Origin of the sequence: Nocardiopsis sp. NPDC007018, assembly GCF_040635075.1 — a bacterium.
In the GTDB taxonomy this organism is placed as follows: domain Bacteria; phylum Actinomycetota; class Actinomycetes; order Streptosporangiales; family Streptosporangiaceae; genus Nocardiopsis.
Window position 1 is genome coordinate 1 of record NZ_JBEYHA010000084.1, and the last position, 14,462, is coordinate 14,462.

13 protein-coding genes are annotated in these 14,462 nt (G+C 71.0%); 8 read left to right on the forward strand and 5 right to left on the reverse strand.

From position 1 onward, the window contains the following. Nucleotides 1–288 precede the first annotated feature (288 nt). Nucleotides 289–1,065, forward strand: coding sequence for a DUF4352 domain-containing protein (locus ABZ635_RS26115; RefSeq protein WP_357769772.1), 777 nt, complete (start codon nucleotides 289–291; stop codon nucleotides 1,063–1,065). A 127-nt stretch (nucleotides 1,066–1,192) separates the two neighbouring features. Here ABZ635_RS26115 and ABZ635_RS26120 read toward each other — a convergent pair whose 3' ends face one another. After that, nucleotides 1,193–1,876: a hypothetical protein gene (locus tag ABZ635_RS26120; protein ID WP_357769773.1), complete on the reverse strand. Its 684-nt coding sequence runs from the start codon at nucleotides 1,874–1,876 to the stop codon at nucleotides 1,193–1,195. A gap of 297 nt (nucleotides 1,877–2,173) precedes the next feature. Between ABZ635_RS26120 and ABZ635_RS26125 the strand changes: the two genes are divergently transcribed. The 7 genes from ABZ635_RS26125 (at nucleotide 2,174) to ABZ635_RS26155 (ending at nucleotide 8,653) form a co-directional block, all read left to right on the forward strand. Beyond that, complete coding sequence (locus tag ABZ635_RS26125; RefSeq protein WP_357769775.1) at nucleotides 2,174–3,145, forward strand: LysR family transcriptional regulator; 972 nt, start codon at nucleotides 2,174–2,176, stop codon at nucleotides 3,143–3,145. A 237-nt stretch (nucleotides 3,146–3,382) separates the two neighbouring features. Continuing rightward, complete coding sequence (locus ABZ635_RS26130) at nucleotides 3,383–4,516, forward strand: ABC transporter substrate-binding protein (RefSeq protein WP_357769777.1); 1,134 nt, start codon at nucleotides 3,383–3,385, stop codon at nucleotides 4,514–4,516. Continuing rightward, nucleotides 4,513–5,367, forward strand: coding sequence for an ABC transporter permease (locus tag ABZ635_RS26135; protein ID WP_357769791.1), 855 nt, complete (start codon nucleotides 4,513–4,515; stop codon nucleotides 5,365–5,367). The genes ABZ635_RS26130 and ABZ635_RS26135 overlap by 4 nt, the downstream gene beginning before the upstream one ends. Then, on the forward strand, nucleotides 5,367–6,284 hold the full coding sequence (locus ABZ635_RS26140) for an ABC transporter permease (protein ID WP_357769778.1): 918 nt from the start codon (nucleotides 5,367–5,369) through the stop codon (nucleotides 6,282–6,284). Before ABZ635_RS26135 ends, ABZ635_RS26140 begins: the two co-directional genes overlap by 1 nt. Beyond that, nucleotides 6,281–7,132 carry an ABC transporter ATP-binding protein gene (locus tag ABZ635_RS26145; protein ID WP_357769780.1) on the forward strand — a complete coding sequence of 284 codons (852 nt, stop codon included), beginning with the start codon at nucleotides 6,281–6,283 and terminating at the stop codon, nucleotides 7,130–7,132. Before ABZ635_RS26140 ends, ABZ635_RS26145 begins: the two co-directional genes overlap by 4 nt. After that, nucleotides 7,122–7,478 carry a hypothetical protein gene (locus tag ABZ635_RS26150; RefSeq protein ID WP_357769782.1) on the forward strand — a complete coding sequence of 119 codons (357 nt, stop codon included), beginning with the start codon at nucleotides 7,122–7,124 and terminating at the stop codon, nucleotides 7,476–7,478. Before ABZ635_RS26145 ends, ABZ635_RS26150 begins: the two co-directional genes overlap by 11 nt. A gap of 623 nt (nucleotides 7,479–8,101) precedes the next feature. Next, nucleotides 8,102–8,653, forward strand: a complete 552-nt coding sequence (locus ABZ635_RS26155) for a hypothetical protein (protein WP_357769783.1) — start codon at nucleotides 8,102–8,104, stop codon at nucleotides 8,651–8,653. 66 nt (nucleotides 8,654–8,719) lie between these two features. Here the strand turns inward: ABZ635_RS26155 and lpdA are convergent, their stop codons facing one another. From lpdA to ABZ635_RS26175, 4 genes are all read right to left on the reverse strand, one after another. Further along, entirely contained in the window at nucleotides 8,720–10,126 is a 1,407-nt protein-coding gene (lpdA, locus tag ABZ635_RS26160) for a dihydrolipoyl dehydrogenase (RefSeq protein ID WP_357769785.1), read from the reverse strand. Between the two features lie 132 nt (nucleotides 10,127–10,258). After that, nucleotides 10,259–11,188 (reverse strand): VTT domain-containing protein, encoded by a 930-nt coding sequence (locus ABZ635_RS26165; protein WP_357769786.1) that lies wholly within the window; start codon nucleotides 11,186–11,188, stop codon nucleotides 10,259–10,261. Between the two features lie 148 nt (nucleotides 11,189–11,336). Further along, the gene (locus ABZ635_RS26170; RefSeq protein ID WP_357769788.1) at nucleotides 11,337–13,025 is read right to left on the reverse strand and encodes a hypothetical protein; all 1,689 of its coding nucleotides are present in this window, start codon (nucleotides 13,023–13,025) and stop codon (nucleotides 11,337–11,339) included. Nucleotides 13,026–13,109: 84 nt separating this feature from the next. Continuing rightward, on the reverse strand, nucleotides 13,110–14,216 hold the full coding sequence (locus ABZ635_RS26175; RefSeq protein WP_357769790.1) for a winged helix DNA-binding domain-containing protein: 1,107 nt from the start codon (nucleotides 14,214–14,216) through the stop codon (nucleotides 13,110–13,112). Nucleotides 14,217–14,462: the final 246 nt, after the last annotated feature.

Below are 14,462 nucleotides of genomic sequence, written 5' to 3' on the forward strand. Positions count from 1 at the left end.
GGCTACCCCGAGTACGAGCTGAAGAACAACCACACCTTCGGCGCGGACAGCCCCTACTTCGTCGACGCGTCGTCGGCGACCCCTCCCGCGTTTCCCGGGTGCTGGTGGGGGGTGTCGGCCCGCTGATGTCCGCGTTGGTCCGGAACGCGTAGTGAATCGTCACCGTGGTCGGTTAACGTCGGTTCGCGATGTGCGGAGTGGGAACCCGGCCTGGGCGATCCACGTCAGATCGGCGCACACGTCGTCCCCTGCGGCTCCCGTTCGCCGCATGCCCAGAGAGGGAGCCTCATGGCCTATCCCAACGGTCCCCAGCGGCCGCACGACCCCCAGCAGCCGTATGGGTGCCAGGCGCCGTACGACCCCCAGCAGCCCTACGGCCAGCAGCCTCCGTACGGTGACCAGCCCCCGTATGGTGACCAGCCTCCCTACGGGCAGCAGCCCCCGTACGGGCATCAGTCCCCCTACGGTGATCAGCCTCCGTACGGCGACCAGCCTCCCTACGGTCAGCCCCCGAAGCAGGGCATGTCCACCGGAAAGAAGATCGGCATCGGCTGCGGGGGCTGCCTCGGCGTCATCCTCGCCCTCCTGTTCGTCGTCGGGCTCGTGTCGGTCCTGGGCGGCGGAGACGACAGCTCGTCCTCCGGCGGGTCCAGCTCCTCGGAGTCGGAGGAGGCCGCGACCGAGGAGACCGAGGAGGCGACGGAGGAGGAGACCGCCGAGGAGGCCACCGGCGTCGTCATGACCGCCTCCGTCGCGGGCACCGTCGGAGACACGATCGACGACACGGTGTACACCGCCATCGACATCACCATCGAGAACAACAGCGACGAGTCGATCGAGGTCAACCCGATCTACTTCAACGTGACCCTCGCCGACGGGACCGTCCGCTCCGACTGGGCGGAGGCGATGTTCGCCGAGATCGAGCAGTTCGACGCCGTCAGCCTCGCCCCCGGCGAGACGGTGGAGGGCCAGATCGCCGTGGTCGGGGACGACCTCGACATCGTGTCCGTCGAGATGGAGGAGCTGTTCGGCCTCCAGGAGACCCTCTCCGCCGACGTCGGCTAGGCCAGAAGGGTGGGGTCCTCCTCCGCGCACCGGTGCGGGCACCGCGCACCCTCCGCGCCGTGTGCCCCGTGAGACACCGCGAGGGGTCGCCGACACACGTCGGCGGCCCCTTGGCCGTTCTCGTCTTCTAGTCGCGGATCTGGCCCGCGGCCTGGAAGACCACCCGTTCCAGGTCGCCGCGCTCGACGTCCTCGAAGTACGCGATCGCGGTCACGTAGAAGTCGCCGGGCAGCTGGAGGTACAGGTGGCGGCTGGAACCGTCGACCGTGCCGACGTACTCCAGGTCGCCGCCCAGGTCGTCGGAGTCCTCCGTGTGGTAGGTGTCCACGTCCACGTCGACGTCCACCTCCCAGTTCATCTCCGCTTCGGCCCCCGGAACCCGGACGACGTCCGGGTTGGCGCTGGGGTCCGCGCCCGACGTGAACACCAGGGTGAAGGAGGGCGTCCCGGGCTCGGTGCTCCCGTCGCTGAACGTGCAGGAGAGCTGCTCCGCGTCCTCGATCCCCTCGATCCCCCCGCTCTCCTCGGTCACCACCTGCCCCGGTGCGAGGTCCCCGACGATCTGGGCGGCTCCGGCCGCCTCGCACGACTCGGGGAGGCCGAAGGACGACGCCTGCGCCTCCTCCTCGGTCTGTTCCTCGGGGCTCGGGCTGGCGCTCGCCTCCTCTTCGGGGGAGTCGCCGCCCGCTGACAGGCTCAGGTCCAGGTCGAGGTCGACCACGTCGCAGCCGACGAGGACGACACCGCCGATCACGACTGCGGCGACGGCCGTGCCCAGGCACGAGAGGGGGGTGGACGGGATCAGGCGCATGGGTGGCTTTCGGTTCGGGGTGCGCCGGGCTGGAGGCCGCTCCGGCGGGGGACACAGGGAAACCTAGCAAGTCCGGCGCCCCGGGGACGTCCCGCGCGGTCCCGCCGCCGGGACGGGGCGATCCACTCCCGGCGGTCGGTTCCTGGAATGTCAGAATCAGAATCGTTAATAGTCTGCAAAGGGAGTTGCCGCTGGCCCTCGTGTGCCAGGTGGTCGGTACGGTGCTTGATTTGCCTTTTGGGGCGGTATCGTGAGTGCTCTCCACGTCCCCCCACATAAACCGGAGATCCTCCCGCCATGCTCGACGCGGACATTCGCCTGGAGTGGTTCGTCTCGTTTCTGGCGGTGGTCGAAACCGGTAGTTTCGTCGCCGCCGCGGAGTCGACTCGCAGGTCACAGCCGCGCGTTAGTCAACATGTCGCGGCGCTCGAACGTGAGATCGGACAATCCCTCTTCGACCGCAAGAAACGCCCGGTGCGACTCACCGAGGCGGGGGCCGCCCTGGCCGTCCAGGCCCGCAACGTCCTGCGCTCCCTGGAGGAGGCCGAAGCCGCGATGGCGCCCTGGCGCGGCGGCGCTCGGGGCATCGTCATCCTCGGTTCGTGCCCGAGTGCCAGCGCCGCCTTCGTGCCCGACCTCCTGCGGTCGCTGGCGGGCAGCGACCCGGACATCAGGGTGGTGCTCACCGAGCACGCACCCCTCGAACTGGACGAGGCGCTCGCCTCCGGCGGAGTCGACCTGTGCCTGCGGCCCATGAGCCCCAAGCCCGCACCCTCCGTGGCGAGCCGGGCCCTGTGGGCGGAGCCGCTGGTGGCCGTACACGCGGACGACCACCCGCTTTCGGAGGTGCCCGATCCGCTCCCGCTGGCGGCCATCGCCGCCTACCCCATCGTCACCATCGGTCGCCTCGACGCTCCGGGGGCGGCGGAGCTGGAGTCCTACCAGGCCTTCCAGGAACACGGTCTGGCGATCGACGCCGTCCAGGCGACCAACCAGCCGCAGACCCTCGTGTCACTGGCGGCCCGGGGGATCGGTGTGGGGGTGACCAACTGGCTGGCCGCCCGGAGCTCGGACACCACCGGGGTGCGGGTCCGGTTCCTGGAGAGCTCCCCACAGCGTCGCGTCGCGGTCTGCTGGGACACCGCCCGGGCGCTCACCCCGGCGGCGCGGAGAATACTCCAAGCCGTTTCCGAGGCCCGCCGACCTGCCGGAACGATTCCCGTTCGTGCGCACAAAGCGAACAGGGTCGAGAGCGTCGTGCCTGGGTAAGGGAGTATTCGTTTTCCGAATAAGGATATAAGCGAATGGTTCTTCACGTTCTGTCCCGTCCCCGGTACGGTCGTGTGTCGAAAGCACGAAAGGCGCGGGAGCGCATCCTCCCCGCAGCAGTTCGCGCTTCCTCCATTCCCTCTCCGTCGGCGGGCGGACCCCAGGTCCGTTCTCATCGGCTGAAACGGTACGCGCGCCCGGATGAGGGCGACCCCCCAGTTACCGGAAGAACCCCCCATGCAGCGATTTCCGCTCACACCGCTCTCCCTTGCCTGTTCCGCCGTCCTGGTCGCCACCGCGTGCGGCGGCGGCGCGACCGTCGACGACGACGTGTCAGGCGGTCAGAGCACGGCCGACGGCTCCCTGACCGCCGGGTACGTCTCCGCGATCGACCAGCTGGGCCTGCCGGTCGCGACCGAGATCGGCCACTTCGAGGACCACGGTCTGAACGTCACCCTGGCGGACCCGTTCCCCACCGGCGTCGACGCGATCAACGCCCTGGAGGCCGGCGAGGTCGACATCATCCAGGTCGGAGTTCCGGGCCTGGTGGCCGTCTCCGAGGGCGTCGACCTGGTCTTCGTCGGCAACTACTCCGGTTCCTCCACCCAGCGCAGCATCGACGAGACCATGGGCATCGTGGCGTCCGAGGACTCCGACATCGACCCCGAGGACCTGTCCACCCTCGAAGGCGCCACGATCGGCACGAGCGTGGGCACCATCAACCACCTCTACCTGCTCGGCATCCTCAAGGACCTGCGTATCGACGTGGACGACGTCGAGCTGGTCAACACCGCTCCGCCGGACATGCCGGTGGCGCTGGAGACCGGCGGGGTGGACGCCACCGTCAACTGGGACCCCTGGCCGATCACCATCGAGGACCAGGTGGAGGGCGCCTACGAGGTGGTCCGCGGGGGCGGCTACATCCCCTACGTCGGCTACATCGCGACCACTCCGGACTACCTGGAGGAGAACCCGGAGATGGTCGAGGCCTTCCTGGCCGCCCGCGCCGCCTCCGACCAGTGGATTCGGCAGAACCCCGAGGAGGCGGCCGACACCGCCACCCGCTGGCTGACCGGCACGGACCTCGAGGTGGCCCAGACCGCGATGGAGTTCAACATCGCCCAGCTGGACGCCCGGTTCTCCGCCTGCAACTTCCTGGCCATGGACACCGTGGCGAACCTGTTGGAGGAGCAGGAGGTCATCTCCTACGACTTCGACATCAACGACCACCTGAAGCCCACCCCGATCCTGTCCGTGGAGGAGAACCACCCGGAGCTGTTCGACGACCTGGCCGAGACCCCGCAGACCGCCGAGATCGAGTCCGGCCACTCCTTCGTCCGCGAGGTCGACCAGGACGCGTGCGCCGTATGACGAGCGGCCCCGCAGGCGGTCCCGCACGCGGGACCGCCACGCGACCCCGCACGGCCGCCCCCAGGCGTGGCCGTGCGGGGGAGCGGGTCGTCGGACTGCTCTGGTTCGTGCTCCCGTTGGTGGCGCTGACCGGGGTGTGGGCGACGGCGGTCGGTGTGACCGGCGTGCCCAAACGGATCTTTCCCCAGGTCACCGATGTCGGCGCCGCGCTGTGGAACATGGCCCTCAGCGGTGACCTGCTCCGCCACCTGAGCGCCAGCCTCTACCGGGTCCTGGTCGGGAGCGTCATCGCGATCGCCACCGCGATCCCCTTCGGGATCGCCCTCGGAACGAGCCGCGTGCTGTCGGCCTTCTTCACGCCCCTGCTGCGCTTCTCCGTGGCCCTCGCCGGAATCGCCTGGATTCCGGTGGCCACCCTGTGGCTGGGGTACGGGAACGGCGCCGTCATCTTCATCGTGTGGAACGCCATGTTCTTCGCGCTGGCCTACAACACGATGCTGGGCGTGCGCGGCATCCCGGAGGAACTGCTGCGGTCGGCCCGGTCCCTCGGGGCGGGGCCCTGGCGGATGTTCTGGGAGGTCCTGCTGCCCGGCGCGCTGCCGAGCGTGGTCAGCGGACTGCGGATCGGGCTCGGCTACGGGTGGCGCGGGCTCGTCGCGGCGGAGATCATCGCGACGAGCGCGGGTCTGGGGTACGCGCTCTTCCTGGCCCAGACCTTCTACGCCACCGACGTCATCGTCGCTTCGATGGTGGTCATCGGAGTCCTGTGGCTCCTGACCGACCGTCTCCTGCTCGCTCCGTTGGAGCGGAACACGGTACTGCGGTGGGGCATGACGGGGGGAGGTCACTGATGTCGACCGAGACGCGTGGAACCGGGCCGGGAACGTCCGCGCCCGCAACGTCCGGGGTGGGCACGAACCGGACGGGAGCCGCGACGGCGCGCGGGGTCCGCAGACGGGCCCCGCTGCACAGGCGGGTGTGGTTGCGGTTGACCCGCAGCCCGGCCTTCCGCACGCTGGGCCCGTTCGTTCCGGTGGTCGCGCTGTGGTGGGCACTGGCCGAGAGCGGCGTGTTCCCGCAGGCGTTCTTCGTGGGCCCCGACCGGGTGGTTGTGGAGTTCGTCGAGCTGTTGCGCAAGGGGGTCCTGCCCGGATACCTGGGCGACTCCCTGGAGCGGCTGGCCTACGGGGTCGGTTTCGGACTGCTCATCGGCTTGCCGATGGGCTTCCTCACCGCCCTGTTCTGGCGGCTGCGCCGGGCGGTGTGGCCGATCCTGCTGTTCTTCCAGGCGATCGCGGACATCGCGTGGCTGCCGATCGTCATCGTGTGGTTCGGGTTCAGCCTGACCGCCGTCACGTTCGTCATCGTCTACACGATCGTGTTCCCGCTCATGCTGAGCGTGGTGTCCGGGGTGGAGCAGGTTCCCAAGGAACTGGTCCGGGCCGCGCGCAGTCTCGGCGCGGGCCGGGTCCGGGTGTTCTTCGAGGTGATCCTGCCGGGCGCGCTGCCGTCCGTGGCCACGGGCGTGCGCACCGGCCTGGGTTACGGCTGGCGGGCGCTGGTGGCGGCGGAGATCATCGTCGGCACCAGCGGGATCGGGTTCATGATGTTCGACGCCCGCCGGGTGGGCGACGTCAGCCAGGTGTTCCTCGGCATGGTCGTGCTCGGGGTGCTCTGGTACATGCTCGACGCGCTGGTCCTGGCGCCGTTCGAGCGGGCCACCGTGGAGCGGTGGGGGATGGTGCGAAGGATGGAGGGCGACGGATGACCGCGCTGGTGATCGAACACCTGGAGAAGGTCTACACCGACTCCTACACGGGGGACGAGGTCGTCGCGATCGGCGACGTGTCCTTCGCTGTGGAGCGGGGCGAGTTCGTGTCGGTCCTCGGCCCGAGCGGCTGCGGCAAGACCACCGTCCTCAACACGGTGGCGGGGTTCGTGGCACCGACCTCCGGGACGGTGTCGGTGGACGGCCACGAGGTGCGCGGCCCCGGGCCCGACCGGGGGGTGGTGTTCCAGGGGCACGCCCTGTTCCCGTGGAAGTCCGTGCTCGGCAACGTGGTCTTCGGGCTGCGGATGAAGGGTGTGGGGCGGCGTGAGCGCGAGGAGCGCGGCCGTGAGTTCCTCAAGCTGGTGGGTCTGGCGGGGTTCGAGAACCGTTACCCGCACGAGCTGTCCGGCGGGATGCGCCAACGCCTGGGCGTGGCCCGGGTGCTGGCCAACGAGCCCGCCGTGATGCTCATGGACGAGCCGTTCGCGAGCATCGACGCGCAGACCCGGCGCAGGCTCCAGGAGGACCTCACACGGATCTTCGAGGAGCGCCGGCCCACGGTGTTCTTCGTGACCCACGACATCGACGAGGCCGTCTTCCTCTCCGACCGGGTCGTGGTGCTGTCGTCGCGGCCGAGCACGGTGCGGGAGAGCGTCACCGTGGACCTGCCCCGCCCGCGCTCGTGGCGCACGGCGGTGGACGACCCCGGGTTCCGGGCGGCGGTGGCGCGGATCAACGAGCTGCTGGCCGTGGACGCCGAGCGGGAGGACGAGGGTGAGGCCGCCCCGGGAGCCGGAGGGAACGCCTCCGGGGGAACCGACGGGGGAGTCGGCGATGTCGGCTAGGTCCCTGGGGGCGCGGGCGCTGCGCGGCGCGACCCTGCGCCGGATCGCGCTGGTGCTGCTGCTCGTCCTCCTCTACCAGGGGTGGCTGGGGGTCCAGGCGGTCGGGAAGGCCGAGCCGGGGCTCGGAGACGCCCCCGACGAGCGGGGCCGGTTCGACGTGGACGTGGTCCTCGGGTTCGCGCCGGAGCGGTACCACTTCCTCCGGCTCCAGGACCACGGACGGGTCGCCGGGACGACCGACACCACGGTCCACCTGCGGGGTGTGTCCCCGGCCGGGGTCGACGCCCTGGCCCGTGAGTACTGGATCGAGTCCCTCACCGCCCCGGAGCCCGACGCGCGAGGGTAGGCGCGGTGGGGCGGGGAACCGGACACCGGATATCGGGACGGTGGGGTGGGGCGGGGCCGCGCCCCACCCGCGGGGACACGCCGTAGGCCCGTGAGCCGGGCCCGCTGAACCGGGTCTGCACGATGATGGGGAGGTCGAGTGCGCGGGTGACGCCCGAGTGAGGCGCACCGCACGACGGTGACGCGAGGGAGCGCCCATGCCCGAGGTGAGGGTCGACGACGAGTTCTCCACCCTGAGGACGGTGGTGCTGTCCCGCTCCGAGCTCGGGCTGCCCGAGACCCCGCCCGAGACGTGGGACACGGACTTCCTCGGGGCCGACGCGGACGCGGTCCGTGCGGCCACACCCGGCGCCGACCTGGACAGGGACCTGCCGGACTTCGCCCGGGTCCTGCGACGTGAACGGGAGGAACTGGGATCGCTCCTGGTCTCCCACGGGGTGGAGGTCCTGTTCCCCCGTCTGCTCACCGACCAGGAGAAGGCGGTCGCCCAGGGGCGCGGGTACGCGAACCTCTTCGTCCGCGACCCTCTCGTCACCGTCGGGAACCTCGTGATCGAGGGCTCCCTGAGGTTCCCCTACCGGCGGGGGGGAGGTCCTGCCGCTGCGCGACGTCCTCCGGGAACGGGTGGACCCCGCGGACTCGGTGCGCGTGGCCGTCCCCGCCCCGGAGGTCCCCGAACCCGGGGACGCCACTCTGGGGACCGGGCCCTTCCTGGAGGGCGGAGACGTCCTCGTCCTGGGACGCCGGGTGTACGTGGGGACGTCGGGGCTGGCCACCAACGCGGCCGGGATCGCCTGGCTCCGCAAGTTCCTCGCACCCTACGGCCGCGTCGTGGAGGAGGTGCGCCTGCACCCGGGGATGCTCCACCTCGACTGCGCGCTGGGCCTGGTCCGCGAAGGGCTGATGATCGTGTGTGAGGAGGCGCTCCTCGACGGGGTCCCGGAGTCCCTGGACGCGTGGGACACGATCCCGGTGAGCTTCGACCAGGCCACCGCGCTGGCCACCAACGGGCTCCCGCTGAACCCGCGAACCTACGTCACGGACCCGGAGTTCGAGGACGTCGGCGAACGGTTGGGGGCCTTCGGGGTGCGCGTCGAGTACGTGGACCTGCGCGCCACCCGCTCCCTGGGCGGCGCCTTCCGGTGCAGCACCCAACCGCTGGCCCGATACGGCTGAGCGACGACGGGGCCGACCCCGCCAGGGACCGGCCCCGCCTCCCTCACAGGGGAACCCTCCGGCGGATCAGAAGTTGATCATGTGCCCGGCCAGACCGTGCACCGCCTCCTTGACCGCCTCGCTGAGGGTGGGATGCGCGTGGATATTGCGCGCCACCTCGTGCACGGTCAGGTCCCACTGCTGGGCCAGGGTCAGCTCGGGCAGCAGCTCGGTGACGTCCGGGCCCACCATGTGGGCGCCCAGGAACTCCCCGTACCGGCCGTCCGAGATGATCTTCACGAAGCCCCGGGTGTCGCCCAGGCCGTGCGCCTTGCCGTTGGCCATGAACGGGAACTTGGCGACCTGGACGTCGTAGCCCGCCTCGCGCGCCTCCTTCTCGCTGTAGCCGAAGCTGGCGATCTGCGGCTGGCAGTAGGTCGCGCGCGGGATGAACCGGTAGTCGATCTCCTGAGTCTCGGCGTTGGCGATGGTCTCCACCGCCACGATCCCCATCGCCTCGGCCGTGTGCGCCAGCATGAGCTTGGCGGTGACGTCGCCGATCGCGAAGATGTGCGGGACGTTGGTGCGCCCGCGCCCGTCGATCTCGATGGCGCCCCGCTCGGTCAGCGCCACACCGGTCTTCTCCAGGCCGTAGCCCTCGACGTTGGGGGCGAAGCCGATCGCCTGGAGGAGCTTGTCGGCCTCCAGGGTGCTCTGCTTGCCGTCCGAACCGGTGACGGTGACCCGCACCCCGGACCCGGTGTCCTCGACCGACTCCACCTTCGTGGAGGTCAGGACCTTCACGCCGAGCTTCTTGTAGGCGCGGGCGATCTCCTTGGAGACCTCCTCGTCCTCCAGCGGCACGACCCGGTCGAGGAACTCGACGATGGTCACGTCGACGCCGTAGTTGCGCATCACGTAGGCGAACTCGACGCCGATGGCGCCCGCACCCGCGATGACGATGCTGCCGGGCAGCTCCTCGCTGAGGATCTGCTCCTCATAGGTGACGACCCGCTCGGACAGCGAGGTGCCGGGGATCAGCCGGGTGGAGGACCCCGCCGCGATCACCGCGTTGTCGAAGGTGACGGTCTCGGTGGAGCCGTCCTCGGCACGCACCTCGATCGTGTGGCCGTCGACGAAGGTGCCGCGCCCGTTGAGCTCGGTGATCCCGTTCTTCTTCATGAGGAAGTGGACGCCCTTGACCCGGCCGTCCGCCACCTCGCGGCTGCGGCTGAACGCCTTGCCGTAGTCGAACTCCACCGTGCCGTTCACCTTGATGCCGAACAGGTCGGCGTCGTTGTGGAACAGGTGGGCGAGCTCGGCGTTGCGCAGCAGCGCCTTGGAGGGGATGCAGCCCACGTTCAGGCAGACGCCGCCCCAGTACTTCTCCTCGACGACGGCCGCCCTGAGGCCCAGCTGGGCGGCGCGGATCGCCGCGACGTAGCCGCCGGGCCCGGCGCCGAGGACGACCAGATCGAAGTGTTGCTGTCCCATGACGGGATCTCCTTGAGTGTGTTTGTGACGCACCCAGCGCAGCCGGCTTGCCCGGGGTGTCGGATTGCCGATCGCCAGCCTAGTCAAGGAGCCCGCCTTCGCGCGCGACCGTACGTGAGGCCGTGCTGACTTTCAGGAGTCATCCCTGGTGGCGTCGGGTGAGGATGGGGTGCGAACGACGGAGTCCGATTCTTCGTTCACCCGGGCGGCCAGGCGCTCGGTCTCGGCGTCGTAGGCCGCGCCGACCTCCCTGAGCACCCGCGCCCTGCGGACACGCATGTCCCTGATGCTGCTGATCGCGGGGACGGCCGCCATGGCGAAGATGAGCGCGAACATCAGCCAGACCGCGTAGCCGTCGATCAACAGGACCACGTCCACCCCGGCCTGGCCCGAGCCGTACCCGATGCCCGCCACGACGGCGGTCACCAACAGGGCGCCGAGGGCGTCCAACAGCATGTAGGTGCTCAGCCGCATGCCGTTCACCCCGGCCACGATGTGGGGGATGCCCCCGGGGACGCCGGGCAGGTAGCTCAGCGGGATCAACATCCGCATCACCCACGGGTTCATGGTCTGGAGGCGCTCGGCGAAGTGGCGGCCGCGCTCGCTGGGCACGAGGAAGGTGATCATGCCCTGCCCCCAGCGGCGGCCCACCCACCAGAACAGCCAGTCGATCTTGATCTTGCCGACGACGCCCGCGACGATCACCAGCCACAGGGGCGCCTCACCGATGCTGGCGAAGGCCGCGGCGGCGCCGACGGCCGCGTGGCTGCCGGTGACGAACGCGAGGGGGAGGGCGTGGTCCGCGATGAAGAGCGGACGCAGCGGCATCGTGAGGAGGAAGAACGCCGGAATCCCGACGAGCATCCAGGCGAGGACCTTGTCCTGCCGCTTCATGGTGCTCGGCCAAGGGCGCTGGTTCCTCCACTGTTCCTTGGCCCTGCGGCTCTCCTCCTCGTCCCAGGTGCGGCCCGCCCGCTGGAGCGCCTCTTCGCGGGTGGGTCGGGGGGAGGGAGCCGTGTCCTGTGGCCCGTGCTCCCGGGGGGTGTCCCTCGTCGTCGTCATGTCCCCATGATTTCGCGCCCGGGCACCGCGCTCCAGTCCCACCCATCACCGTCAGGCTGTGAGCGGTGCGGTGCTCAAGGGATGACAGTTGTCACGCGGCCGCGTACGGGAGGGCGCGGCGGCACGGAACGGCCTGGTCGGGGGCGGGTCACCGCCCGGGCGGCCCCATCGGCCACTTCCAGTGCGGCGCCCACGTGCTGCCGTCCGACACCCCGGGAGGCATGGGGGGCAGCAGGCGGGCACCGGGGGGCAGGGGGGTGTCGCGGGGGGTGTCGCGCGGGTCGTCTGCGACGGGGGCGATCACCGAGGGGTCGTCCGCGGCCGGGGCGTTGGCCGGGCGGACGTCCGCGCCGGGGTCGGGCAGGGGGCGGGGGTCGCGCCACAGCGGTTCGTCGAGCGGTGGCTCAGAGAGGGAGCCGGGGAACTCCGCCGGGTCGTCCGTCCCCGGCGCCGTGGGAGTGAGCGCGCCCGACCAGGCGGCGGGCACGGTGAAGTCGTCGGGTTCGTCCTCGGCGTCGTCCGCGGGTTCGGGCGGCCGTGCCGGGGGGTCGAACAGCGACGCGGGGGAGTCGGGGAACCCCGCGCCCGCCCCGGGGTTGATCGTGATGTCCTCGAACGACGCGGACAACTCGCCGCCCGGGGCGTCCAGGTGCGGGTCCAGGGCGGCGAAGGGCGCCGACATCGGACCGGAGTCCACCTCGGCGAAGTGCGCGGCCACGCCGAAGTGCGTGGGCGGGCGCCGGTGCGCGCCGGTGTCGTCGTTCTCGATGGCCGGTGCCTGCGGGTGGCGGACCGACCCGGCCGGGTGGACGCGGGCCCACCAGGCCGCGGCCTCGTCCGGGTGCAGCTCCGCCAGGACGGTGAGGGAACCGGGGACGTGCGGGTGGCGGCGCCCGGCCCGCCAGGAGTGCAACAGCGACTGCGGTTCGAGCACCAGCACCCGTTCGCCGTCCACCAGCGGGACGTCGCCGGGACAGGCCTCGTTCCCCACCCAGGTGCCGTCCCCGCCCACCAGGTCCCACTCGCCGCGCACCACGTCGGCCAGCGGGTCCACGGCGGCGTCCAGGGAGGCCGCGACCCAGCGGGGGTCGGGCCGGGTACCGGGCAGGCGGTGCCCCTCCTTGCCGATCAGCGCGTCGGCGAGCAGGGTGTGCAGCTGGAAGTTGTCGCTCAGGCCGTCGAAGGCGACCCGGAACCCGCGCCAGGACGCCCGGTCCAGCACCAGGAGCCGGTCCACCTCGGACATCCGCAGCAGCTCGGCCGTCTCGCCGAACTCGCTGAGCCGTGTGGAGAGGGCCTGCACGATCTGGCCCAGCTCGTGCAGCGCCCCGGGGTCGGCGCGCACGGCCGCGCGCACCCCCGAGTCGCCCAGCATGGCCTTGGCGGCCAGGCCGTAGCGCAGGGAGGTCCACCAGCCGACGGTGGCCAGCGGGGCGTTGTCGCCCAGGACCTGCTCGACGCGCGCCTCCTCGACCTCGCCCACGTCGTTCGGGGCGGGGAGTGGGCCGCCGCCGGTCTTCTCCCACGCGTGGAGGAAGGCGACCGCGGCCTGGCCGTAGCTGCCGAGCTGGCGCAGTACCTCGAGGCCCACCTGGCCGGCGGGCGCTCCGGACTCGACCAGGGCACCGGCCAGGACGGAGAGGTCGGCGGCCACTCCCGCGTGGGGTTCGCTGTCGCCCAGGACCGGAGTCAGCGTCTCCAGCGCGATGGCCAGCTCCTCCCGGGGCACCTGGGAGGAGAGCCGGAACACGTCGTGCACGGCCTCGGGGAAGCCGGGTGCCTGGCTGGCGGCGGTGTCGAGCACGCGTTGGAACGCGGCACGGAACTCTTCAGTCACCCCAGAATCCTGTCATACCCACACGCGCCCTCCGTGGTCAGGACGCACGTGCACAAAACGGTCGATTCCCGGGTGGTGGTCGATTCAGGCGGGAAGCGTGAAACGGAGTCGCGCGTCCTCGTCCTCGGGGAAGAGAAAGGCGAGTAGACGCTCCCCCTCTTCGGTGATCTCCTCGTTTTCCGAAGAGTTGAACGCGCGAAAGGGAGTGACGTCCAGCGCGGGTGTACTGCGGCTCCGGTCCACCCTCCAGGAGGCGGCCACCTCGCCGTCGACGAGCACCGTCGCGGGCGGCATGCCGTTGCGCGCGGAGAGCCGGCTCAGGTTCTCCCGGGACACGACCCGGCTCCGGTCGGCGTGCCCGCGCAGCAGGTTGTCGAAGTCGTAGAGGAAGCGCACCGGCGCCGGGGCGTCCGCCTCCGGGCGCGGGGCGTCGGGCAGGTCGAACAGCTCCGTGCCGGAGTCGTCGCGGAAGGACACCAGCCGCTCCCGCAGCCCGTCCACCACGGCCTTCGTCCTGGTCATCCCGGACCAGGCCTGCACGTCCCTTACGCTGGCCGGGCCGAATCCGGCCAGGTAGCGCAGGACCAGCGCCCCGGGGTCCGGTCCGGGGGCCGGCGGCAGGCCGGTCCAGGTGTCGGCGGGGGCCAGTACCGGCTGCCCGGAGGCGCCCCACACGCCGCGCGGCGGAAGCTGCACGACCGGAAGCAGGCAGCGGACCACGTAGGCCAGGTCGGCGCCGTCCACGCCCTCCCACCGGGCTCCGATCTGTTCTCCCAACTCCTTGGGGGTGAGCGGCCGCTCCTCCAGGATCTTGCGGCCCAGGGCGACCACCTCGTCCCGGTCCACACCGGCGGTGGCCCTGCCGTGCGATCCGTGCGCGAGGTCGCGCTCCATGACCTCCTGGGTGGTGGGGCGCATCCACGCGGCGTCCTCGGCGGAGACCAGGTGCAGGGTGGAGCGCATCAGGGACATGCGCACCAGCGCGCCGTCGGTCAGGAGTCGGCCCACCTCGTGCGGGTCGAAGTCCTCCATACGGCTCTGGAACCCGACGTACCAGGTGTGCGGCGTCTGGGCCTGGAGTCCGGCCAGCCGGGCGAGCACCTCGGTGGCCGGTCGATCGGTGCGGCGCAGCAGGAACTGGCGCTCCAGGGTGGCGCGGTTGAGTTCGCGGCGGCTGAGGGTCGCGGTCATGGTGGTCCCTCCCGGTGTGCGGAACGTGCCGGAACCCTATCCCGGGCCTACGACGCGGACGGGTGTACCACGCCGCGTCCGGCCCGGTCACGGCGCAACGCACCCCGGACACAGCGGGGTACAAACCTGCGGGTACGCGCTTTCCTGTGGTGAGCGGGTTGGCCGTAGAGCGGCAAGCGGCGCCCGGACGGCGGGGGTTTTTACCAGGGCTGGGGACACGCATCTCTCGAACACATCAGTCGTCCT